The organism is Nocardia aurantia (assembly GCF_009604425.1).
Lineage (GTDB): Bacteria > Actinomycetota > Actinomycetes > Mycobacteriales > Mycobacteriaceae > Nocardia > Nocardia aurantia.
The window spans coordinates 57386-79724 of sequence record NZ_WEGI01000022.1 but is presented as its reverse complement, the minus strand read 5'-3'; the positions used below and the strand labels follow the sequence as shown (position 1 = coordinate 79724).

The 22339-nt window shown below is 68.4% G+C and carries 20 protein-coding genes; 7 read left to right on the top strand and 13 right to left on the bottom strand.

Going from position 1 to position 22339, the window contains the following annotated elements:
• Positions 1 to 104: 104 nt before the first annotated feature.
• Complete coding sequence (locus NRB56_RS36555) at positions 105 to 770, bottom strand: DNA-processing protein DprA (protein WP_153348935.1); 666 nt, start codon at positions 768 to 770, stop codon at positions 105 to 107.
• Positions 771 to 1103: 333 nt separating this feature from the next.
• On the opposite strand from NRB56_RS36555, the gene NRB56_RS36550 reads away from it, so the two are divergent.
• Both NRB56_RS36550 and NRB56_RS36545 read left to right on the top strand, forming a co-directional pair.
• Complete coding sequence (locus tag NRB56_RS36550) at positions 1104 to 3149, top strand: hypothetical protein (protein WP_319944056.1); 2046 nt, start codon at positions 1104 to 1106, stop codon at positions 3147 to 3149.
• A 216-nt stretch (positions 3150 to 3365) separates the two neighbouring features.
• Positions 3366 to 4637, top strand: a complete 1272-nt coding sequence (locus NRB56_RS36545) for a CaiB/BaiF CoA transferase family protein (RefSeq protein WP_319944055.1) — start codon at positions 3366 to 3368, stop codon at positions 4635 to 4637.
• A gap of 99 nt (positions 4638 to 4736) precedes the next feature.
• Here the strand turns inward: NRB56_RS36545 and NRB56_RS36540 are convergent, their stop codons facing one another.
• A complete protein-coding gene (locus NRB56_RS36540; RefSeq protein ID WP_153348934.1) occupies positions 4737 to 7301 on the bottom strand; it encodes an ATP-dependent Clp protease ATP-binding subunit in 2565 nt (854 codons plus the stop codon).
• 277 nt (positions 7302 to 7578) lie between these two features.
• Between NRB56_RS36540 and ctaD the strand changes: the two genes are divergently transcribed.
• The 4 genes from ctaD (at position 7579) to NRB56_RS36520 (ending at position 11126) form a co-directional block, all read left to right on the top strand.
• Positions 7579 to 9315: an aa3-type cytochrome oxidase subunit I gene (gene ctaD, locus NRB56_RS36535; RefSeq protein WP_319944054.1), complete on the top strand. Its 1737-nt coding sequence runs from the start codon at positions 7579 to 7581 to the stop codon at positions 9313 to 9315.
• A 332-nt stretch (positions 9316 to 9647) separates the two neighbouring features.
• Positions 9648 to 10163: a hypothetical protein gene (locus NRB56_RS36530; protein ID WP_153348933.1), complete on the top strand. Its 516-nt coding sequence runs from the start codon at positions 9648 to 9650 to the stop codon at positions 10161 to 10163.
• A gap of 293 nt (positions 10164 to 10456) precedes the next feature.
• On the top strand, positions 10457 to 10687 hold the full coding sequence (locus NRB56_RS36525) for a hypothetical protein (protein WP_153348932.1): 231 nt from the start codon (positions 10457 to 10459) through the stop codon (positions 10685 to 10687).
• A gap of 103 nt (positions 10688 to 10790) precedes the next feature.
• Entirely contained in the window at positions 10791 to 11126 is a 336-nt protein-coding gene (locus tag NRB56_RS36520; RefSeq protein ID WP_153348931.1) for a hypothetical protein, read from the top strand.
• A gap of 45 nt (positions 11127 to 11171) precedes the next feature.
• On the opposite strand, the gene yidC is transcribed toward NRB56_RS36520, so the two are convergent.
• The 11 genes from yidC to NRB56_RS36465 form a co-directional block, all read right to left on the bottom strand.
• Entirely contained in the window at positions 11172 to 12005 is an 834-nt protein-coding gene (gene yidC, locus NRB56_RS36515; protein WP_153348930.1) for a membrane protein insertase YidC, read from the bottom strand.
• 88 nt (positions 12006 to 12093) lie between these two features.
• Positions 12094 to 12390, bottom strand: a complete 297-nt coding sequence (locus NRB56_RS36510; RefSeq protein WP_153348929.1) for a DUF6412 domain-containing protein — start codon at positions 12388 to 12390, stop codon at positions 12094 to 12096.
• Between the two features lie 151 nt (positions 12391 to 12541).
• On the bottom strand, positions 12542 to 13228 hold the full coding sequence (locus NRB56_RS36505) for a hypothetical protein (RefSeq protein WP_153348928.1): 687 nt from the start codon (positions 13226 to 13228) through the stop codon (positions 12542 to 12544).
• A gap of 15 nt (positions 13229 to 13243) precedes the next feature.
• Positions 13244 to 14200, bottom strand: coding sequence for an MlaD family protein (locus tag NRB56_RS39950; RefSeq protein WP_153348927.1), 957 nt, complete (start codon positions 14198 to 14200; stop codon positions 13244 to 13246).
• Positions 14197 to 15258, bottom strand: coding sequence for an MlaD family protein (locus NRB56_RS36495; RefSeq protein WP_227838633.1), 1062 nt, complete (start codon positions 15256 to 15258; stop codon positions 14197 to 14199). Before NRB56_RS36495 ends, NRB56_RS39950 begins: the two co-directional genes overlap by 4 nt.
• Positions 15255 to 16346 carry an MlaD family protein gene (locus tag NRB56_RS36490; RefSeq protein ID WP_153348926.1) on the bottom strand — a complete coding sequence of 364 codons (1092 nt, stop codon included), beginning with the start codon at positions 16344 to 16346 and terminating at the stop codon, positions 15255 to 15257. The genes NRB56_RS36495 and NRB56_RS36490 overlap by 4 nt, the downstream gene beginning before the upstream one ends.
• Positions 16346 to 17428, bottom strand: coding sequence for an MlaD family protein (locus NRB56_RS36485; protein WP_227838632.1), 1083 nt, complete (start codon positions 17426 to 17428; stop codon positions 16346 to 16348). The genes NRB56_RS36490 and NRB56_RS36485 overlap by 1 nt, the downstream gene beginning before the upstream one ends.
• Positions 17416 to 18414, bottom strand: coding sequence for an MlaD family protein (locus NRB56_RS36480; protein WP_153348925.1), 999 nt, complete (start codon positions 18412 to 18414; stop codon positions 17416 to 17418). The genes NRB56_RS36485 and NRB56_RS36480 overlap by 13 nt, the downstream gene beginning before the upstream one ends.
• Positions 18411 to 19436, bottom strand: coding sequence for an MlaD family protein (locus NRB56_RS36475; RefSeq protein ID WP_153348924.1), 1026 nt, complete (start codon positions 19434 to 19436; stop codon positions 18411 to 18413). Before NRB56_RS36475 ends, NRB56_RS36480 begins: the two co-directional genes overlap by 4 nt.
• A gap of 4 nt (positions 19437 to 19440) precedes the next feature.
• The gene (locus NRB56_RS36470) at positions 19441 to 20307 is read right to left on the bottom strand and encodes an MlaE family ABC transporter permease (RefSeq protein ID WP_153348923.1); all 867 of its coding nucleotides are present in this window, start codon (positions 20305 to 20307) and stop codon (positions 19441 to 19443) included.
• A 1-nt stretch (position 20308) separates the two neighbouring features.
• On the bottom strand, positions 20309 to 21154 hold the full coding sequence (locus NRB56_RS36465; RefSeq protein ID WP_153348922.1) for an MlaE family ABC transporter permease: 846 nt from the start codon (positions 21152 to 21154) through the stop codon (positions 20309 to 20311).
• Between the two features lie 615 nt (positions 21155 to 21769).
• Here NRB56_RS36465 and NRB56_RS36460 point away from each other — a divergent pair.
• On the top strand, positions 21770 to 22339 hold the full coding sequence (locus NRB56_RS36460) for a YbhB/YbcL family Raf kinase inhibitor-like protein (RefSeq protein WP_153348921.1): 570 nt from the start codon (positions 21770 to 21772) through the stop codon (positions 22337 to 22339).

Genomic DNA, 22339 nt, shown 5'->3' with positions numbered 1-22339 from the left:
CATATCACCGTCGACGCCGGCAGGCCCGTCTGAGTCGTTTGACGCCGGTCGAGTACGAGGTCATCATGACCACACCGGCCAGTCAGGCCGCGTGACCGAAACTGTCACCGGATCCTGCAGCAGTCCCTGCCGTTGCGCTGCGGGAATGTTGTCTTGTCGTGGGGCTGGTCCGGCCAGAACTGTGAGAAGACGGCCCCGTGCGCGGCAACCTCTCGATGCAGCTCCCGATTTTGCGGCGGGAAGTGCCTGCGGATGCCCGTACCAACGAAGGCGACCGTCCGTCCACCAGCCCGGATCGCAGCGTTGTGCGCCGCGGTGTCGACCCCGGCAGCCAGACCTGAGACAACGGTGAGCCCACGTTCGACCAGACCGACCGCCAACGCTTCGGCGGCGGCACGGCCCACAGGACTGACATTGCGGGAACCGACGATCGCCGCCCCGAGATCGTCCGGGACAACTGTCCCACGCGCGAACAGCAGCGCCGGTCGATCGAAAACGTCCCGAAGGCGGTTCGGATAGCGTGTGTCCTTGAGTGAAATGACCTCGATGCCGTCGCGCTCCCACTCAGCGACCTCTTGGTCGGCCCGGTGAAGAGCATCCGCAACCGGATCGCAGATGAGGTCGGGGGGCCCGAGACGCGCGGCTAGCACAGACAGTGCGGACTGTCCCTGCATCGTCGCCTGCACCAACTCGCGACCGGCCTTCTCGACGCCGCCACGACGGAGTAGCGCGACCACCGCCTCAGTCTCGGTTCCGTCCCGTCCCACCATGGCCCCCAGCGTAATGTCCGAGCAGCTCAGCTCATAGCTCGAAACGACGGGCAAGCAGATGGCGCATATGACTCAGTCCTTATACCCAGTTCACACGTGGTTCACGTGAACTTACAAGCGCGAACTCCGACTCGACACGAACCCGTTTCACGCGGTGCCGCTGACGGCCGACCACGCCGCCGCGACCTGTCCCGGCACCTACACCGAACTCATCCTGCGCCAGGGCCAACACCCAGCCTGGCACAGACGCGTGACGCGGATCGTCCTCACGACTCGCCCGGCACACCCGCGCTTCCCTCCGCCTACCAGTTCGCCCGTCTACCCTGTGCCCTCGTGTCGGTGGGTCGGATCGGCAGCCGGATCGCGGTGGCGGGGCTCACGGGAGCCCTCGTCCTGACCGCGGGGTGTGGGGTGCGGGCAGACGGCCCGGAGTCGCGGTTCGAGGTGCGAGAAGGGCTCAACCTCAACTACTTTCTGCGCGACGGCGTGACAGCGGGGCATCTGGTGCTGCGGTCCGGCACCGAACCTCGCCTGCTCGTGGCGTTTCCGGCGGGCAACAGCGGGACCGGGGTGTGGTTCGACCGGCTTTCCGTATCGGCCGACTGGGTGCTCGACGAGGTGCCGAAGGCGTACCAGCACAACGATTCTCACGGGCGAGCGCTGCACGGGATGGCGTTCGTGGCCTCGATCGCGGCCGCGGAACTGCATCCGCGGGAGGGCGTCCTGTCCAGCGTGCGGGTATTGCGCGACTATGAGGAGGACGGTCGGCTGCCTGCCGGAGTGGCTGCGGCACCGTCGATCTCGGACGACACGATGATCTGGGCGCGCGATCGTCTCGACGGCGCACCGGGCTACCGGCTCAGTATGCGGGTGCTCGGCGGGCGGGTGTCCCCAGCGGGGGTGATCACCGCCGGTGCGGACGGGCGGATCACAGTGCGGGTCGAGGCGGCCAGCGGCGAACCACCGCTGTCGCCGCTGGCCGGTGAACTGCTGAACGGCCGGGAACGCAAGCTGGACGGCGCGATCGACACGCTGGGTTTCCTCGGGTACCGGGAGAAGTTCCTGGCCGGGTCGTGGCGGTTCGATACGTATTTCGGCCGCGACACCTTGATTTCGCTGAGACTGCTGTCGCCCGTGCTGGCCGGTGACGCGATCGAGGCCGGGTTGCGTTCGGTGCTCGCGCGGCTGGCCCCGGACGGCACCGTCGCGCACGAGGAGAGCGTCGGTGAGTACGCCGTGCTGGCACACCGTGAGCGGGACGGAACACTCACGGACACACCGATTTTCGACTACAGCATGGTGGACGAGAGTTATCTGCTGGCGCCGACGGTGGCCGGATACCTGCTCGACGAGCCCACTGCCGCGGACCGGGCCGCGGCATTCCTGCGATCGGATACGGCTTCCGGCGGCCCCGCGACCTCGATCGGTGCGGCCCTCGTGCGCAACCTGCGGCTCGCGGTCACGAGCGCTCAGCCGTTCGCGACCGGTCCCGCACGCGAGACACTGATCTCCTTGCAACCCGGCCACGATGCCGGTGAATGGCGCGACAGCACAACGGGTTTGGGCGGCGGGCGCTACCCGTACGATGTCGACGCCGTTCTGGTCCCCGCTGCGCTGGAAGCGGCTGCCCGACTGCTCGCCAGCGGGCTGCTCGATCCCTATCTGACGCAGGAGGATCGAGTCCTGATGTCTCACGCGGCCGGCGAAGCGGCGGTATGGCGGGCCGAGGCGCCGAAACTGTTCACGGTCACGATCGATCCGGAGCGCGCGCGGACGGCTCTCACCGCGTACGCCGACAACATCGGCGTCCCCGTGACCGACGCGCTGGCGGCACTCGGGCCGGATCCGATCTCGTTCCCGGCCCTCGCGCTCGCCGCCGACGGCACGCCGGTACCCGTCCTGCATTCCGACTCGGTGCTCGATCTGCTCTACGGCACACCGTCGCCCGCGGATCTGGACGCCGAAGTCACCACGATGATCCGCCCCTTCCCACTCGGCTTGATGACCGGAGCCGGTCCGGTCGTGGCCGATCCGGTGTTCGCCGACCCGGACCTCCAGGCCCATTTCACGACCCACGACTATCACGGCACGGTCGTATGGTCCTGGGTGCAAGCGGCATTCGCGGCCGGTCTCGACCGCCAGTTGCGCCGCCCGGATCTTCCGCCCGTGGTCCGCGATCACCTCGAGACTGCCCGCCGCACTCTCTGGCGATCGATCGATGCCGTCCGCGACATGCACAATTCCGAATTGTGGGGCTGGCGGTACGCCGAAAACCGTTACCAGCCCGTCCCGTTCGGTTCCCAGCAGGGCGACATCACGGAATCCGATGCGGCCCAACTGTGGAGCACCGCATACCTGGCGCTGACTCCACCGTCGTAGCGAGTCCGGCGGATTCGGGACCCGAGGCCGGAGCGCGGGCAGAATCCCGGCGGCGAGCGGTCAACTCCAGCGCTCGAGCCCGACACAGCGCAGGAGATGTGCCTTCGGGTATCCGGCGATCCGGTTCGACCCGCCGCCGCTCTTCCGGTACGGCAGTGCCGGAACCGGCCCGGGGCACGGGCGGCCCTGGTCACCGGCGACACTAGGGTGTCACCCGTGATCGAGACCCAGCCCCCCAGCGCTCCCCAGCCCGATCCCAGCTCGTTGCCGCTGGCAGGCGTGCGGGTGCTGGAGTTGGGGAACTACATCGCGGCACCCACCGCGGGCCGGATCCTCGGCGATTTCGGGGCCGAGGTGATCAAGGTGGAGCGGCCGAAGACCGGGGACGAGCTGCGGAACTGGCGGCTGTACGGCGGCGACACCTCGATGCTGTACCGGACGGTCAACCGGAACAAGAAGTCGATCGTGCTCGATCTGCGGACCGACGCCGGGCGGCGGATCGTGCTGGATCTGGTCCGGCAGTGCGATGTGCTGCTGGAGAACTTCCGGCCGGGGATGCTGGAGAAGTGGGGGCTCGGGCCGGAGGTGCTGAGCGCGGCGAATCCGGAACTCGTGATCACGCGGATCTCCGCGTACGGGCAGACCGGGCCGCTGGCACAGCGGGCGGGGTTCGCGGCCGTGGCGGAGGCGGTCGGCGGGCTGCGCGAACTGGTCGGCGATCCCGATCGGCCGCCGGTACGGGTCGGGGTGTCGATCGGCGATTCGATCGCGGGGATCTATGCCGCGTTCGGGACGGTGATGGCCCTGTTCCGGCGCGGCCGGACCGAGGCGCCGATTCCGTTGCCGCAGCGCATCATCGACGTCGCGCTCAACGAATCCATTCTCTCCGTGATGGAATCGCTGGTGCCGGATTATCTCGCCTACGGGATCCAGCGGGAACGGGTCGGCGGCCGGATGGAGGGTATCGCGCCGAGCAATGCCTATCCGTGTGGCGACGGGCTCAGCGTCATCATCGGCGGCAACGGAGACGCCATCTTCCAGCGCTACATGCAGGTGATCGAACGGCCCGATCTGGCAACGGATCCCGAGCTGGCGGACAACGCGGGGCGGTGGCGCAACCGTGAACGGCTGGACGCCTCGATCGCGGAGTGGACCCGCCGGCGCACCCGGGACGAGGCGCTGCGCATCCTGGAGGCGGCGAGCATTCCCTGCGGGCCGATCTACACCGCCGCGGACATCGTCGAGGACGAACAGTACAAAGCGCGCAACATGATTCAGAACTTCACCGTGGATGTCGGTGCGGCGGAGCCGAAGTCGGTCGGATTCCCGGGAATCGTCCCGGTGATCGGGGATCGGTCGCTGCCGATCCGCAACGTCGGGCCCGATCTGGGTGAGCACACCCGCGAGGTGTTGTCGCGATTGCTCGGCATGTCGGAGCCGGAGATCGACGCGCTGGACGGATCGCCGGAACGGGCCGGGAACGACTGAACGCGGCCGGCCCGGGGACCGGCGGGCCCCCGACGAGCCCGCCGATCCCCGCACCGGCCGCGCCGGTCCCGATGCCGCGACCGGGTCCGGACGGCGGAATCAGCCGTCCTTGGACGAGGTTCCCGCGCGGGCCTTCTCGGAATCCTTCGCGCCGGTGTCCTGCTTGCCGCGGGTGCCGAGGCCGTCACGCCCCCGGCCCGGCACCGCGGCCACCGACTTCTGCCGGCCGGTCTTCGGTGACACCACGCTGACCAGCAGGCCGGAATCGTCGGCGTCCACCCGTAGGGTGTCGCCGTCGCCGATCTCGCCGCCGAGCACCAGCCGCGAGACCCGGTTCTCCAGCTCCTTCTGCACCGTGCGCTTCAACGGGCGCGCACCGAATTCTGGCTGATATCCGTTGTCCGCCAGCCAGTCCCGGGCCCGATCGGTGACGTCCATCGCAATGTCCTGGGCACGCAGCCGCCGCCGGGGGCCGTCGAGCACGAGGTCCACGATGTGGCGCAGTTCGTCGCGGTCGAGCCGGTGGAACACGATCGTCTCGTCGATACGGTTGAGGAATTCGGGGCGGAAGTGGGCCCGCAGCCGGTCCATCAGCTTCGGCATCAACGAATCCAGGTTGCCCGCAGGGGCATTCAGGATCATGTCGGAGCCGATGTTGCTGGTCATGATGACGATGGTGTTCTTGAAGTCGACGGTGCGGCCCTTCGCGTCGGTGACCCGGCCGTCGTCGAGCAGTTGCAACAGCACGTTGAACACGTCCGGATGCGCCTTCTCCACCTCGTCGAACAGGATCACCGAATAGGGCTGGCGCCGAACGCGATCGGTGAGCTGCGCGGCATCGTCGTAGCCGATGTATCCCGGCGGGGCGCCGACCAGCCGCGAGACGGTGTGCTTCTCCTGGAATTCGCTCATGTCGAACCGGATCATCCGGTCCTCGTCGCCGAACACCGCCTCCGCCAGCGCTTTCGCGAGTTCGGTCTTGCCGACCCCGGTGGGGCCGAGGAACAGGAACGAGCCGATCGGCCGATTCGGATCCTTCATCCCGGAGCGAGCGCGCCGCACCGCCTCGGCGACGGCGACGATCGCCTCGTCCTGCCCGATCACCCGGCGGTGCAACACATCTTCCAAACGCAGCAGCCGTTCCCGTTCCTCCACGGTGAGTTCGGCGACCGGGATACCGGTCTGCCGCGAGATCACCTCTGCCACATCTTGTACGGTGACCGTCGGCGAGGCCGCGTTCTCGATGTGGTCCACCCGATCCTCGGCGCTGACGATCTCTGCCTTCAATTCGTCGGCGCGGGTGTAGTCCTCGTCGGCGACGGCGGCGTCCTTCTCCCGTCGCAGCCGGGCCAGCTCCTGCTCCGCCGCACGCAGATCGGGTTCCGGCATCCGGGTGCGCAGCCGGACCCGCGCGCCGGCCTGATCGACCAGGTCGATCGCCTTGTCGGGCATGAACCGGTCGGTGATGTAGCGATCGGACAGCTCGGCGGCGGCGATCAGCGCCTCGTCTTCGTAGCGGACCTGGTGATGTTCCTCGTACACGTCCACGAGGCCGCGCAGGATCTCGATGGTGTCGAGCACCGACGGCTCGGACACCAGCACCGGCTGGAAACGGCGTTCCAGTGCGGCGTCCTTCTCGATGTACTTCCGGTACTCGTCGATGGTGGTGGCGCCGATCGCGTGCAGTTCGCCACGGGCCAGCGCGGGTTTGAGCAAATTTCCGGCATCCATCGAACCCTCGCCGCCGGATCCGGCGCCGACGATGGTGTGCAGCTCATCGATGAAGATCACCAGTTCGTCGGAGTGCTCCCGCACCTCGTCCAGGACCTTGGTGAGCCGTTCCTCGAATTCGCCGCGGTATTTGCTGCCCGCCACCAGGGAGCCGACGTCGAGGGCGACGACGCGCCGGTCGGCGAGGGTGCTCGGCACATCCCCGTTGACGATGCGCTGCGCGAGTCCCTCGACGATGGCGGTCTTGCCGACGCCGGGATCGCCGATCAGCACCGGATTGTTCTTGCGCCGCCGGGAGAGGATCTCCACGGTCTGCTCGATCTCCTGGGCGCGGCCGACCACCGGATCGACCTTGCCGGCACGCGCCTCGGCGGTCAGGTCGCGGCCGTATTCGTCGAGGGTGGGGGTGTCGCTGGGGCGACGGTTGCCCTCGGCGACCGGCAGTTTTGCGCCGCCGAGCGCTTGGGCGGCCGGGCTCTCCGGGTTGTCGGCGATGCCGACCAGCAGATGTTCCGGCCCGATGTAGCTGCTGCCCGCCTCGGCGGCGGTGCGCTGCGCGTTGCGCAGGGCCAGCTTCGCCGCCGGGCTCAGCACCACGCCGTCGCCGGTGGTCGTGGCGGTGGCCTGCCCGCTACCGGCGGCGCCGCGCATCTGCGCGCTCACCTTGTCGGGATCGAGGTCGAGCCGGGCGATGACGCTGCGCGAGGGCTGGACCTGCGCGGCCGCGTAGAGCAGATGCTCGGGGGTGATCTCCGCGTTGCCCCACTCCTGCGCCGCGTCGCGGGCCTTGGCGACGACCGTCTTGGCGTTGTCGCTGAGCAGCCGGCCGACGTCGATGCGCTGCACCGGGGGCTGCCCGGACATTCCCGGCCCGAAGAACCGGTTGAAGATGTCGTCGAACGATCCGAAGGATCCGGGCCACGCTGCGGTCATGTCCACCTCGTCAGGTCGTCGGCGTCGCGGGCCGTGCGCCTTACCCGGCCCGTGAAAAAGATGCCGGCACGACGGAAAGGCATAGCGAATCTCCAGCTATCGCCAACACCGTACTCTCGACCCGCATCCCCCGCCCGGGGTCGTGATCCAACCGCGACCCGGGCGACTCGGCGGCGACATCGCGGCCCGCGGCATTCCGCCCACTTGATCTTCCTCCGGTGCCACACTCGAAAGTCGTTGGACACGAACCACAGTGCGGCGAACCGGGAGCGGATCCGTGACCACAGCACCACCGCAGGGACCGGCACTCGAATCCACCAGACCGTACCCCCCGCGGGGCAGGCCGAAGGGCGCCTACATCTGGGACGTGGTCACCACCACCGATCCGAAGCTGCTCGGCGTAATGTACATCGTCACCTCGATCGCGTTCTTCCTGATCGGCGGCCTGATGGCCCTGCTGATGCGCACGGAGCTGGCCCGCCCCGGCCTGCAGTTCCTGTCACCGGAGCAGTTCAACCAGCTGTTCACGATGCACGGCACCATCATGCTGCTGTTCTATGCCACCCCGATCGTGTTCGGCTTCGCGAATTGCATTCTGCCGCTGCAGATCGGCGCCCCCGACGTGGCCTTCCCACGGCTCAACGCGTTCAGCTACTGGCTCTACCTGTTCGGCGCGACCATCGCGACGGCGGGCTTCGTCTCTCCCGGCGGCGCAGCCGATTTCGGCTGGACGGCCTACACCCCGCTCAGCGAGGCCGCGCACTCCCCCGGGGTCGGCGGCGATCTGTGGATCATGGGCCTCGTGGTGTCCGGCGTCGGCACCATCCTCGGCGGCGTGAACATGCTCACCACTGTGGTGTGCCTGCGCTGTCCCGGCATGACGATGTTCCGGATGCCGATCTTCACCTGGAACATCGCGGTCACCAGTGTCCTTGTGCTGCTGGCTTTCCCGATCCTGACCGCGGCGCTGATGGCGCTGGCCTTCGATCGTCATCTGGGCGGCCACATCTACGATCCGGCGACCGGCGGCACGATCCTGTTCCAGCATCTGTTCTGGTATTTCGGCCATCCCGAGGTGTACATCGTGGCGCTGCCGTTCTTCGGCATCATCACCGAGATCCTCCCGGTGTTCAGCCGCAAACCGCTGTTCGGTTACACCACACTGGTCTACGCGACGCTGGCCATCGCGGCCCTGTCGATCGCGGTCTGGGCCCACCACATGTACGCGACGGGATCCGTTCTGCTGCCGTACTTCTCGTTCATGACGTTCTTGATCGCGGTACCCACCGGCGTCAAGTTCTTCAACTGGATCGGGACGATGTGGCGCGGCACCCTCACCTTCGAAACCCCCATGCTCTGGTCACTGGGCTTCATCGTGACGTTCCTCTTCGGCGGCCTGACCGGCGTCCTCCTCGCCAGCCCGCCGGTGGACTTCCACGTCTCCGACACCTATTTCGTCGTCGCCCACTTCCACTACGTCCTCTTCGGCACCATCGTCTTCGCCACCTTCGGCGGAATCTACTTCTGGTTCCCCAAGATGACCGGCCGCTATCTCGACGAACGCATCGGCCGCATCCACTTCTGGACCACCTTCCTCGGCTTCCACCTCACCTTCCTCGTCCAGCACTGGCTGGGCGCCGAGGGCATGCCCCGCCGCTACGCCGACTACCTTCCCACCGACGGATTCACCACGCTCAACACGATTTCCACGATCGGCTCGTTCGTCCTGGGCCTGTCGATGATCACCTTCGTCTGGAACGTCTTCAAGAGCTACCGCTACGGCGAACTCGCCACCGCCGACGACCCCTGGGGCTACGGCAACTCCCTCGAATGGGCCACCACCAGCCCCCCACCCCGCCACAACTTCCACGAACTCCCCCGAATCCGCTCCGAACGCCCGGCTTTCGAACTCCACTACCCCCACATGGTCGACCGCATGCGCGCGGAGGCGCACGCGGGCTGGGGTTCGGCGCCCACGACAACCGCCTCCGGCACAGTCGAAACCGCGCCGTGACCGTACCCGCCCGCCGCGGCGGAATCAGCCGCGGCCGAGCAGGGTGCCGCCGTTGATCTGGAGGATCCGGCCCGTGGTCCAGGCGGCCTCCGCCGTGTGCCCGCGGCGATCTCGTCGCGGGTGCCCGTGCAGTCGAGCAGGATTCGGGCGATCCGGTCTGCCTCGATTCCGGGGTGAGGCGATCGGTCCAGGATTCGGATCAAGGGACGAAGCCGGGCGATCCCGTTCAGCCACCCGAACTTGTCGTACCCCTCTGGCACACTCATGTGCATCGGACGCCGATCAGGTTGCACCACAAAGTAATCAGCAACCACACGAAAGGCGTGTACACCATGTCCGAGCTGCACTCGACGTCCGATGCCGATGACCGGGTGGCCACTGTGGCCGAACGGCACCGGGAGTTGTTGCGTGGCCCTGTCGCGGAATATCGGGAACGGGTGGCGCAGCGGGCTCGGTACTTCGGCCAGGCCGGGCCGATCCTGATCGAGCAGGCAGAACGGCACATCGCCGCGCTGATGATCGATCCGGATCGTGATCGCGACCTGGACGTGGATGCCTACCGGGCCATGCGGGACGGCCTCGCCATGCGCTACGACACGCGGCAACGCGTCTTCGTCGCGCAACGTGGCCGGCACGAGGTGTCGATCCGGCCGGACGGCCCGGAACGCCGGCTGGGCATCATCGCCCGGCTGGCCGCCGCGGGCGTCGACCTGGATCAAATCCTCACCGTCGCAGCGGTGGTCGCCACCCACCCCGCCGACCCGGGCGCGCCGATCGGCGAGCACGCCCGGACACGGAACGGTGACCGCCTCACCTCGGCCTGCACCCGAGCGACCGCACCCCGCTGAACGCCGATCACCCGCGACGAGCGGCCGGTAGCAAATCGCACCGGCCGCTCGCCGCGTCCGAGGACATCGCAGCGAGTCGGCAAGGACTCCGTATGCCGCGCGGATACGCGGACACGCATTGCGCGGACAGCGCACGGACCCCAAGCGCCCCAACATGTTTGCGCGCAAATGCGGTTGTCACGCCCCAGCGGAAGAACTATTGTTCGATCCAGCGTGGCCGAATGCCGCGCTGAGGGGGAAGTTGATCGTCATACCCCTTTTTCTGTGTTCAGTGGATAGACAGGGATCGATCCATGACCGTATTGCAGAAGTTGACGGTAGGCATGATCGCGGCAATCGGGGTCGCGGGTGTTGTGGCAGTCGGGTCCGCACAAGCGACCTCGCTGCCTGTACGAGCTGTGGACGCGACCTGGGTCGGCCCGGGGTGCGTGCCGGTCGCGGTGCAGAAATACTCCGATGGTTCGGTCTGGGGTATCGAGAATTGCGGCGGGCTCGAGCAGCGAGTACTGCTCGGTCATTCCTGATCTGAGAAGTAGTCTGTGTGTCCGTGGAGCGCACGGGCACACAGGCATTCGGTGAGAGCGGGGCCACGGTCGCCTGCCCGCCACGATGCGAAGGAACACAGCGTTGATCACCAAGATTCAGATCGTCGCCGAGGTGAGTGATCCCGACTCCAACAGTCACTTTCTGCGGCTGGCCGAGGATGCTCCGGCCCCGCCGACGCTGGCCAATCTCACCCGCAAGTTCGGTGTCTCCGGTAGTGCGGATATGGAGATCGAGTTGTTCGACGGGTTCGGTATCAAGCAGCGGTTCTCGTTGTCTCCCTTCGCCGGGCTGGATCCGGATACCTACATCAAAATCACGTTTCTCAGCGCTCCTGCCGATCGAGAATTTCCTGAGCTCGGTCCCGGTGCGGTGCTCCTCAAGGAGTATCTGGTCGCCGGCCCCGCCTCCGACAGCTGAACAGGCGCCATCAGCCGAGCAGGACACATATGTCCGAGGATTCGTTCAGTCCTCGTGCGGTTCGACCGCCGGCACCGTGGTCGGGATCGGTCCCAGGCGGCGGTGTACCCAGTGCTGCTGGGCGAAGGTCCAGATGTTGCTGGTGGCGAAGTAGATCAGGATGCCGATCGGCATCACCAGGCCCGCGACGACGGTGCCGAGGGGGAACAACCACATCGTCATCCAGGTGATCAGGCGGGTCTGCGACGTGGTGGTGGTCTGGCGGGTGGCGGCGGCTCGAGCGGTGGCGTGGGTGGCCAGGGCGGCGATCGCGATCAGGGGGAGGGCCACGGCGGCCACGGCGCCGAATGCGCCGCCCGAGGTGGCCAGGGTCGCGGTGAGGGGGGCGGACAGGATTTTCGCGTGCAGGAACGACTGGACCTGGTCGGGGGCGAAGACGTAATTGGCGGTGATCGGGCCAGGGGCCGGGGTGGCCGGGTGGCCGAACAGGAGGTTCGCGGTGGGGCCGGTGCGGTCGAAGGAGCGCAGGACGTGGTAGAGGCCCAGGAAGATCAGTAGTTGCACGATCATGGGGGCGAAGGCGCGCAGGATGTTGAACTCGTGCTGTTGCTGAAGCTTACGGACTTCCGCGGTGAGACGTTCACGGTCGTGGGCGAATTCGGCCTGCAATCGGCGGACCTGGGGTTGCAGGACCGCCATCGTGCGGGAGAACTTCACCTGGGCCAGGAACGGGCGGTAGAGGGCCACGCGGATCGTGACCACCAGGAAGACGATCGCCAGGACCCAGGCCGCGCCGCCGGCGGTTCCGAGGACGGTGGCGAAACCGGTGTGCCACAACCACAACACGGCGGAGACGGGATAGTAGACGAAATCGAGCATGGGACGACACCTCGTCGAGAGGCACCCGGGCTTCGGGTGAGAAGTGAACAGGGGCAGCGGGTTTCGCCGACCACCTCACACAGCGTGGTCAGCCCGCGTTGCTCGGCGCTCTCGGGCGGGCTCTGCCCGCCGTGCCCGGATTGCTCTGTCGGAGAAAGGATCCGCGTCGTCTGCGTTGCGCAGACACCGGTGGGCCGCTGGACACGGCCACGGGTAGCGCCGCGGCACGGCCGGGCCGGGCGGCGACCACCGCCAGGGCCAGCAATGCGGCGGCGCTCACTGCGAGCAGTGAGTTCGGTTCACTCGCGGGCAGCAGGACCATCGCCCAGCCGGACAGGATCACGGCGCACAGCATCAGCGCCGGCGATCGGAGCCGGGTCATCATGGGTCCGAGGGTACCCGCAGCACGGAAGCCGGCACCCCAGCGAATCGCCCGACACGCCACCGGCATTCGGGGCGCCGGATTCGTCCGGTCGGTGCGGCGGCCGGACACCCCGGTCGCGCAAGCGCATCCGGTGTGTGCGGATCGGCGCCGCTCACTGCTTCGGCAGCGCTCCCGTCATACCGCCGACGTCGGTGACCTTCCAGCCGCTGTTCGGGTCGACGTTCACGGTGTAGGTGACGGTGGTCTGGGCGCCGTCCGGGGTCTGGGCGCTGGTGGAGGTGACGTTGAGGAAGACGTCCACCTTGTAGACGCCGTTGTCCTCGCCGATCACGGTGGACGCGATCGGGGTGGCGCTGGAGGTCCATTGCAGCGGGACCAGGATCTGCTGCAATTTCGGGCCGGTGGCGTCGAACTTGGTGGACAGCTGCGGACTGGTGTTGGCCTTCAGCTTCGCCAGCCAAGAGTTGACGTCCTGATAGTTGATGGTGGACGCACCGACGGCATAGTCGGTGGCGACCTGTTGGGCGTGCTGCTGCGCGGCCTGGGTGTCGTCGCGGTCGTGCAGTTCCCCGCGCGCGGACAGCCACAGCGTGCCGAAGGTCACCGACAGGGCCAGCAGCGCCACCACGACGACGCCGGTCAATACGGTCGACAGCCGCAGCGAGACCGTGCGCGCCCCGGCGGCACCGGGCGCCGATGTGGAGCGCTGTTCCGCGGCGGGAGCGGGCTCCGGTGCGGAGCCGGCCCCGGGGGCTGTCACCGCGGCGGGAGCGGAGGACTCGACGGTCCCCGCCGCGTCGACTGCCCGCTTCGGTTCGGTTCCCATGTCGTCCGACATCGGGTCCTCCAGTTCCTACTTGACGGTGACCCGCAGCCGCACGGCGCCGTCGGGGGTGACGTCGTCGAGGGCCTGCGTGATCAGGGTGGAAATATCCAGGTTCGGTGCCGCGCCGGCCGTCGCGTCCGCGAGTGGTTGCAGCGCCGGGCCCAGTTGTTGCAGTTCGGGGCCGAGTCGGTGCAGCGCGTCGGTCAGTTTGCCGAGGAAGGGGACCAGTCCGCTGCCGTCGGTGTAGGTCTGCGGCGGCTGGGCGTCGACCAGCCGGCCGACGGCGGCGACCAGGTCGTCCAGGGTCCGGGTGAAGCGCACGAAGGCGGGGGCCGCCGCGCCGGTCGCGGGTCCGGCCCAGTCCATGTCGGCAGCGGCGGCCTGGAAACTGTTGAGCAGGTCGGCGATTCGAGGGCTGCGGCTCATGATGGCCGCGGCCAGCAGGTCACCGGAGCGCGCCAGGTTCGGGATGGCGCCGTCGGTGCCGGAGAGGGCCTGGCTCGCGGTGCCGACCAGCGAGGTCATCACCGCGGGATCCAGCTGATCGATGGTCTTCGCGACCAGTCGCGCCACATCCGGAATCGACAGCGGCATACGGACATTCGCGGTCGCGAGCCGTTGCCCGGCGCGCAGGTACGGTCCGGCGCCGGTGCGGGGACGGAATTCCACGTACGGCTCGCCGAGCGCGGATAGGTGCTCGATGGTGACGGTGCTGTCGGTCGGCACCCGGCGGTCGGCGTCGATCCGCAGCCCGACCTCCACGCCGGCGGCGGTGGCACGGACCGCGCTGACCCGTCCGACCTCGATCCCGGTCAGCAGGATCGGCGAATTCACTCCCAGCCCACCGGAATTGGTGAGCACCATGGTGGCGTCGGTGTAGTCGGCGAACAGATCCGCGCGCACCACGCCGAAGGTGAGGTAGCTCGCGCTCACGACGGTGATCGCCGCGATACCGCCGAGCGAGGCGAGGGTGCCGAGTTTCATCGCACCACTCCGATCATCCGCAGGGTCGAGACCATCGAATCGGTCTGGTCCCGAGTGGAGACCCCGGCCGCGTCCTCGGTGTGCACGCCGGTGACGTTCACCTTCGGGCCGTGCGCCACGAACGGGATGACCTTGTCCCGCAACAGCTCCAGCAGGGCCTGCAGATTCGAGGGGCGGCTCAGGTCCAGTGGCCGGCCACCGGCCACCAGCGGCACGAACGCCTGTACCGCGCCGTCGGCGCCGGTGAGCAGCGGCGCCAGCCAGGTCAGCGAGGTGCCGACCGGTCCCAGGGCGCCGAAGATCCCGGAGACGCCGATGATCGAGGCGGCGATACCGTTCAGCTCGTCCACCGAGTGCTGACTGAGGATGTCGTCCAGCTCGGGCTGGATGTTGTGCAGCACTTCGGCATTCGAGCCGATGCCGTTCAGCAGCAGATCGACCTGATCGAGGTGGGCCGCCAGATCGACGGCGTCGCCGCCGAGCGTCCGCGAGATGCGCGCGGTGTCGGCCGGATCGCGCGGCAGCACGGCGTTGAGTTTGCCGATGATGTCCTGCAACTGGGAGACCGCACCGCCCTGGGTGAAGGTGGCGATGGCGGCCATCGTGTCCTCCAGTTGCACCGGCGGTTTGGTGTGTTCGAGGGTGATGGTGCCGCCCTCGCCGAGCAGTGCGCCGAATCCGTTCGTCGGAGTGGTGAGCCCGACGTGGATGTCGCCGAGCACCGTGTCCTGCCGCAGCTCCGCGACCGTGTTCACCGGCAGCCGTACCGATTTCGAGATGTCGGCGTCGACCACCACATAACCGGCGGCACCCGCGCTCGGTTGCACCACCGATACCCCCGACACGGTGCCGACCTGCGCGCCGTTGGCTATGACCTTCGCCCGCGCCGGCAGGTTCAGCGCACTGCTGAACTGGATGTGCAGGCGGTAGGTCGGGCCCGAGACCGTGGTACCCGGCATCGGCACCGAGGACGGGTCGAAGGCGCAGCCCGCCGCCGGCAGCACTGCCGCCATTCCCAGCGCGGCGGCAGCCGCCCACCGGCGTCCGCGAATCCTCATCGCGCACCTGCCGATCCGAGCACCAGCGGCACCAGGTCGACCTTCGCCAGTCCGCCGGTCGCGTCGCAGCGCCCGGGGGCGAGGGTGTTCACGACCGCGCACACCTGATCGGCATTCGCCTGTGGCACCGCCACTTTCGGCGGCGCGTAACCGATACCGGATCCACTCACGGTCCGGAACGCCTGGGCCAGAGCCGGTGTCATCGAGATGATCTGAGCGAGTGAGCCGACGTCGGCGCGCAGGAACTTCACCAGCGGCACCGTGTCGTCGAGGGCCTTCATGATCGGGTCGCCGAACGCGGTGGTCAGGTCGTTCAGCATGGGCAGCACCTGGCGAAGTCCGTCCATGATCCGCGCGCCGGGGGCGAGCAGGTCGTCACCGGCCTGGTCCAGGACGGGCGCCAGCCGGGTCAGCATGGTGGTCAGATCGCCCCAGTGCAGTTCGACCTGTTTCGCCACCGAGGCGAACGCGTCGAAAGTGCCTGCCAGATGGGCGATGTCAGCGTCCGGTGCGGACAGCGCACCGCTGAGTTTCTGCACGATCGCGTTGATCTGCGGGCCGGTGCCGGTGGTCGCGGCGTTCAGTGAGGACAGCCCTCGGGCCAGCGCGTCCGGATGCTCCTGGTCGGGTCCGTCGAGTTGCGCGGACAGCTGGGCCAGCGCGTTCAGGGTCTCGGTGATGCTCTTGGGGGTCAGCGTCTTCGTGAGGCACTGCGAGCGGTCCCACCGCGCGGTGTTCTGCCCGCCGGCCACGATCGCGAGCTGCCGGGAGGCGACGACGCTGTCGGACAGCGTGGTCGCGCCGGCGTCCGCGTATACGGGTTTGTCGGCGGCGACGGCGAATTCGACCTTCACCGCCCCGTTGCGCGGTGCGATCGAGGTGACCGAGCCGACCGGGAGGCCGCGCATGGTCACCTGATTGCCGACGTACAACCCGATGCTGTCGGGCATGATCGCGCAATAGGAGTCGGTCCGCTTCGCGGGCTGGAAGATCACGAGATAGCCGACGCCGACCAGCAGTACGAGCGCGAGTGCGCCGGCGAGGGACATGAACGCGCGGGAGCCGAGCATCCGGTGCAGTGGCGTCATCAGCAGTCCCTCCCCGGTACCGGGACGCACACGCCGGGCAGCGCGGCCAGCGGATCGGCGCCGGCGGGCGCGGTCACGGTCTGCCCGGATTGATCGACGGTCACGCCGTCCGGCGTCATCCAGCCCCGGACCTTGTCCCGCAGATCCGCGACGGTGCCGATCACCGGCTCGAGCTGTCCGCCGAGCTGTTCCAGTCGCGGCAACGCGTCGGTGAGTTCCCGCAGTTTCGGCTCCAGCGTGGAATTCCAGGTCGGCGCGAGGGCGGCGAGGCGGTCGATCACGGCCTGCAGCAACCGGATTCCCTCGCGCAGCTCGGCACGCTTGTCCACGAGCACGTTCTCCAGGAGGTTGACGCTGTCCATCAACCGGCCCAGATCGGTCTTGGCGCCGTCGTACATGGTGACGTACTCGTCGGCCACCGAGAGGGCCGCCGACACCTGGCTGCGCTGGCGGTTCAGCGCGTCGACATACGTGTTGACCGTGTCCAGGGTGGTGCGCAGCGCGTCCGGCGCCTGCTCGATCGAGGAGTCCAGCGCGGACAGGTTGCGCCGCAACGTATCTCCGTCGACGGTCCGCAACGGCCGGATCGCGTCCTGGAAGGTCTGGGTCAGGCTGTACGGCAGCCGCACCCGGTCCGGCGGAATCGCCTTGCCGCCCAGCGGTTTACTGCCCGAGGGGAACAGTGCCACGTAGTGGCCGCCGATCACGGTGAGCATCCGGACGTCCAGCGTGGATTCGTCCCCGACGAACACCCCGGAGTCGACGGTGAACCGCATGACCACCCGATCCGGTTTCAGCTGCAGCGATTTCACGCTGCCGACGATGATCCCGGCGACGCGCACATCGTCGCCCGTCTGCACCGATTGCGCCTCGGACAGTTCCGCGGTGTAGGTCTTCTTGCCGAACGGCACCACATACAGCAGGCCCGCCGCCACCGCGCACACCAGGACCAGCGCCGCGCCGATCAGCCCGAGCCGCAGCTGCCGGCGTTCCGTCCGGGCGGCCGTGACAGGCGCGGCGGTCCCGCGCCGATGCCGCGGGATCGCGCCGGCCGCGTTGCGCCGCACTGTCATCCGTTGCATATCGCCACCTGCTGTCCGGAGACCAGCACCTGCAGCACCGGCGGCACATCGGCAACACCCTTGCTGCACTGCGCCTTCCAGCCGGCCGGCCCGTGCGGCACGGCCGCGTCGACCCCGGCGAGCAGGCCGGGCAGCCTGCCGAAGACGTCGACCGCCTCCTGCGGATCGGGAAACAGCCTGCGGATCAACGCGTCCACGTCGCTACCGGTGTCCAGGCCCAGCGCGGTGAACAGGCTGTCCAGCGGTCCGAGCACCGACGGCGCGGCCATCGCGAACTGCGCCAGGCCACCGATGTTCTGCTGCAGGCCCTGGAACACGTCGGTGAGCCGGGCCAGCAGCGGCACCAGGTAGTGCACCCGGCCGCCGACCCTGTCCGAGAGGTCGGACATGTTGTGGATCAGGGTGCCGATGACCTGCTGCCGGTCCTCGACGTAGGAGGCTAGCTTCTCGATGGCGTCCAGCGCCGGCCCGACCCCGCTGCCGTCACCCTCGATCAGCGCGACCATGCTGGCGCTGAATTGATTGATCGCCTCCGGAGAGATGGTGGCCAGCACCGGCTTCAGGCCGTTGAACATGCTGGTGACGTCGAAGGACGGCACGGTGTGATCGATGCCGACGGTCGTGCCGGCCGTCAGCCGCACGCCGGGTTGTGGCTGCTGTTGCAGGTCGACATAGCGCTGCCCGGTGAGGTTCTGGTAGCGGATGGCCAGCTTCGAATTGTCGTAGACCGGGGTGTTCGTCTTCAGCGACAGCCGAACCCGCGCCAGCGTGCCGTCCAGCCGGAGGCCGTCGACCTTGCCCACCTGCACGCCGTACATCCGCACGTCGTCGCCCACCTTCAACCCGTTGGCGTCGGTGAACAGCGCGTCGTGTGCCTCGGTGGGGCCGGACACCGGCCGCTTGATGGCGGTGAAGACCACCGTCAGCACCAGGATCATCACCACCGCGAACAGGCCCAGTCGCCACAGGGCCGCACCGACCTTCATCGGGCGCCTCCCAGCAGCGGCGCGAGCACCGGAACTCCGCGCACGTCGATCTCGGTGTTCAGCACCGGCCCGTTCGGGGTGTCCGGCAGCGCCGCGTTCAGCCGCCGCAGCAACTCGGCGAGATCGGCGCCGGACTGCCGCGGTTGCGGCACCATCCGGGCCAGCATCGTGAGGATCGGCGCGAGAGCGTCTGTGGCGCCGGACAATTCCTGTCCGGCCTCACCGCCGAAGGCCGCCAGGCCGGGCAGCAACTGCCCGGTCAGTGTCGACACCCCGGCATCGTAGGACGACCGATCCTGTTGCAGCCGTGGGATATTGCGCAACAGATCCAGTACCTGGATGGTCGCGCCCGCGAACTGCCCGCCGCCGGCGAAGGCGGGCCCGAGCCGGCCCACCAGATCCGAGGCCGGCATCCGCTGGTTGTCGGTGATGGTCTGGGCGACCGAGATGATCGCCTGCACCAGCGGCGTGAACGCCTGCACATCGCCGGCGAGTTGCGAGATCACCGTGGCGAGTTGGGGAGTCAGCAGCGCGTCCCCGGTCCGCGACAGGTTGCGCAGCAGGGCGCCCATGGTGGCGTCGAAGACGGCCGCCGAACGATCACCGGTCAGATCCACGACACCGCCGGAACGCAACGGCGATCCGCCGGATCCGCGGCGCAGCTCGATCTCGCTGATCCCGAACAGGTTCGCGGGCGCGTAGTCGACGTGCATGCTGTCGTCGATGCCGTGCAGCTGGGATCGGTCCAGCCGCAAGCCGATTCGCTGGGTGCCGCCGTCGGCGGGGGTGATGTCGGTGACGGTTCCGACCTGGACGCCGTCCACCCGCACCGCCGTCCCGGCGAGCACGCCGTCCCCGATCTGCTCGGTGTGCAGCGCGACCCGCAGCGAATCGTCCCCGCGCACTTCGCGATACAGCGTCACCGCGGCGAAGACCGCCACCACGACGGCGATCGCGACGGTCCCGACCAGCATCGACCGCCGCTTGTCGACGGCCACTCCCGGCATCCCGTAACCCGGCATCGCGCTACCCCGTGAACGTGACGGTCGAGTTGACACCCCAGAACAGCAGGGTGAGCACCATGTCCAGCGCGATGATCGCCACCGACGAGGCCCGCACCGCGCGCCCGGACGCGATCCCCACGCCCTCCGGCCCGCCGGTGGCGAAGAACCCGTAGTAGCTGTGGATCAGGATCACGACGGTGGCGAACACGGCCACCTTGAGCACCGCGGCGATCACGTCGAAGCCGGAGACGAACTGGAAGAAGTAGTGATCGTAGACCCCGGCGGACTGCCCGTGCACGACCGTGATCAGCCCGCGGCAGGCGAAGTACGACAGGATCAGCCCGATCAGGAAGGTCGGCACGATCGAGATCGCGCCGGAGATCACCCGGGTGGTGACGACGAACGGCACCGAGCGCAGGCCCAGGGACTCGATCGCGTCTATCTCCTCGGAGATCCGCATCGACCCGATCTCCGCGGTGATGCGGCAACCGGCCTGGGCGGCGAATCCGATGGCCGCGATGATCGGGGCCAGTTCCCGGGTGGTGGCGTAGGCGGAGACGATGCCGGTCACCGGGCCCATGCCCAGCATGTTCAGCAGCGTGAACGATTCGACGGCCACCGACGCGCCCATGACCACGCCCAGCACGATCATCATCGGCACGGTGCCGCCGCCGACGATGACCGAGCCGCGCCCCCAGGTCATGTCGGAGATGATGCGCAGCGTCTCGTTGCGATACCGCTTCAGCGTCACCGGAATCGAGGACAGCACCTGCCACACGAACGACAGCACGAAGCCCAGCGATTCGACGCGGGCGAGGACCAGGCCCCGGCGCCGGTACACGCGGCCGGCCCAGGCCAGGCCCTTGGGCCGGTAGGCGGAGACGGTCATCTCACACCAGCCTCGTGGGCAGGAACATCTCGGTTACCTGGGTGATGCCGAGGTTCACCACGACGATCGAGACCACCGACAGCACCACGGCCGCGTTGACCGCGTCGGCCACGCCGCGCGGGCCGCCCTTGGCCTCCAGCCCGCGCTGGCAGGCCACGACCACCACGATGAAGCCGAACAGCACCGCCTTCAGCAGCGACACCCACACGTCGGCGGTCGTGGTGAACGAGCCGAAGGTGGCCCAGTAGCTGCCCGGCGTGACGTTCTGGCCGCCGACGGCGACCGCGTACCCGGCCACGATGCCGACGAAGATGATCAGGATGTTGAGCAGCGGCGCGACGAACAGCATCGCCGCCAGCCGCGGGATCACCAGGCGATGGATCGGGCTGATACCCATGGTGTTCAGCGCGTCGATCTCCTCGCGGATGGTGCGCGCGCCGAGGTCGGCGGCGATCGCGGCCGCGCCGGCGCCGCCGAGCAGGAAGCCGGTGGCCAGGGGTGCGCCCTGTTTGATCACGCCGAGGCCGCCGGTCGCGCCGAGCAGCGAGTCCGCGCCCAGGGTGTGGATGAGGTTGCCGACCTGCACCGAGACGATGACGCCGAACGGGATGGCGATGAGTACGGCCGGAATCGCCGTGACCGTGACCAGCCGCCAGGCCTGCAACACCGCTTCCCGCCACTGGAACCGGCCGCGCGCGATGTCACCGAGTGCGCCGAACACCGATTCGCGGGCGATGTCGACCGCCCGGCCGAAGGTGCGCAGCGACGACAGAATGGTTGCGGAGAAATTCCTGCGAACGATGCGGATGGCCGATGCGCTCGAGCGTTCCCGAGTCACCGGCGCCATACGCGACTCCGGACTGCGGGGTGGATCTCGGGCATCAAAGCGGGACTCTTTCGTGATCGGCGACACTGCCACATCGAAGCTATCGGTGACCGATGGTAACAGTAAAGCCGATCACCGTGTGAGATGTGCCGCACCCACAGTAGCCGAGGGCTTTGTGAACTGGCTGGTAACTTACCGGAAGTCTGATTCTCTATCAGCTGATATGTCGCAGGACTGGGTGACATCGGCTATCAATATGATCTGCGTCACCGGCTCGGGGCGCCCGAGTCGACCTCTGCGGGCGGGCCAGCCGACGAGTTTTCCGCAGCGGCGCCAGCGCGATCGGCAACCCTGCCCCGCGCGGCCGCGAGTCTCCCGGACGCCCGCTTCCCGCACCCGGGCGGACGTCGTCCGGTACGCGGCCGGCGCTCGGCCACACATGTTCACCAGAAGTTTGCGGAGCATCGATTCGGGCCGCCGGCGGCAGCCGGGCGCGCGGCCGCTGTCGCGGGCAGGCCCGATCGTGCACAATCTCACCGACGATGTGAGGGGCGATATGACCGACCCGGTGACGGCCGAGGTGACCGTCTCCCGCCGCGCGACAGTTCTGATCCCCACTTTCCGAGGAGTTTCGTGATGGCCGTTCTCGGCACCCTGCTGCGGAACCGGCACGCCGGTGAGCACGGCCTGGCCTGGAATCTGCCGAATCTGGCCGGCGGCACCGTATTCGAGCTCACCAGCCCCGACTTCGGCCACGAGAAGCCGCTGCCGCCGGTGCACGCGGCCAAGCGGGCCGGTGGCGCCGACCTGTCGCCCGCGCTGGCCTGGTCGCAGGCGCCGGGTCGGGCGTCCCAGTTACTGCTCGTCGTCGAGGATCCCGACGCACCGACCTCGCGCCCGTTCGTGCACTGCGTCGCCCTGCTGGAACCGGCCCTGACCGGCCTGCCGCAGGACGCGCTGGGCGCGAGCACCACGGTCCCGGGCGTCCGGGTGCTCCGGTCCGGCATGGGTCGCGGCTATCTCGGCCCGGCGCCGATCAAGGGTCACGGCCCGCACCGCTACGCTTTCCAGCTGTTCGCCCTCGCCGAGCCGATCACCTCCGCGGGCCGCCGCCTTCCGGAGGTCGCCAAACCCCGTGACATCCTCGCCGCCGCGGCGAATCCCCTCGGCCGCGGCCGCATCGACTGCTTCTACGAACGCACCTGA

Excerpts from the sequence above, each read along its gene's own strand:
- NRB56_RS36465 (WP_153348922.1), bottom strand. The coding sequence starts at position 21,154 with ATGGCGCCGGTGACTCGGGAACGCTCGAGCGCATCGGCCATCCGCATC.
- yidC (WP_153348930.1), bottom strand. The coding sequence starts at position 12,005 with ATGCTCGATTTCGTCTACTATCCCGTCTCCGCCGTGTTGTGGTTGTGG.
- NRB56_RS36495 (WP_227838633.1), bottom strand. The coding sequence starts at position 15,258 with ATGAGGATTCGCGGACGCCGGTGGGCGGCTGCCGCCGCGCTGGGAATG.
- NRB56_RS36480 (WP_153348925.1), bottom strand. The coding sequence starts at position 18,414 with ATGAAGGTCGGTGCGGCCCTGTGGCGACTGGGCCTGTTCGCGGTGGTG.
- NRB56_RS36470 (WP_153348923.1), bottom strand. The coding sequence starts at position 20,307 with ATGACCGTCTCCGCCTACCGGCCCAAGGGCCTGGCCTGGGCCGGCCGC.
- NRB56_RS36505 (WP_153348928.1), bottom strand. The coding sequence starts at position 13,228 with ATGTCGGACGACATGGGAACCGAACCGAAGCGGGCAGTCGACGCGGCG.
- NRB56_RS36510 (WP_153348929.1), bottom strand. The coding sequence starts at position 12,390 with ATGATGACCCGGCTCCGATCGCCGGCGCTGATGCTGTGCGCCGTGATC.
- NRB56_RS39950 (WP_153348927.1), bottom strand. The coding sequence starts at position 14,200 with ATGAAACTCGGCACCCTCGCCTCGCTCGGCGGTATCGCGGCGATCACC.
- NRB56_RS36475 (WP_153348924.1), bottom strand. The coding sequence starts at position 19,436 with ATGCCGGGTTACGGGATGCCGGGAGTGGCCGTCGACAAGCGGCGGTCG.
- NRB56_RS36490 (WP_153348926.1), bottom strand. The coding sequence starts at position 16,346 with ATGACGCCACTGCACCGGATGCTCGGCTCCCGCGCGTTCATGTCCCTC.
- NRB56_RS36555 (WP_153348935.1), bottom strand. The coding sequence starts at position 770 with ATGGTGGGACGGGACGGAACCGAGACTGAGGCGGTGGTCGCGCTACTC.
- NRB56_RS36525 (WP_153348932.1), top strand. The coding sequence starts at position 10,457 with ATGACCGTATTGCAGAAGTTGACGGTAGGCATGATCGCGGCAATCGGG.
- NRB56_RS36460 (WP_153348921.1), top strand. The coding sequence starts at position 21,770 with ATGGCCGTTCTCGGCACCCTGCTGCGGAACCGGCACGCCGGTGAGCAC.
- NRB56_RS36530 (WP_153348933.1), top strand. The coding sequence starts at position 9,648 with ATGTCCGAGCTGCACTCGACGTCCGATGCCGATGACCGGGTGGCCACT.
- NRB56_RS36540 (WP_153348934.1), bottom strand. The coding sequence starts at position 7,301 with ATGACCGCAGCGTGGCCCGGATCCTTCGGATCGTTCGACGACATCTTC.
- NRB56_RS36485 (WP_227838632.1), bottom strand. The coding sequence starts at position 17,428 with ATGCAACGGATGACAGTGCGGCGCAACGCGGCCGGCGCGATCCCGCGG.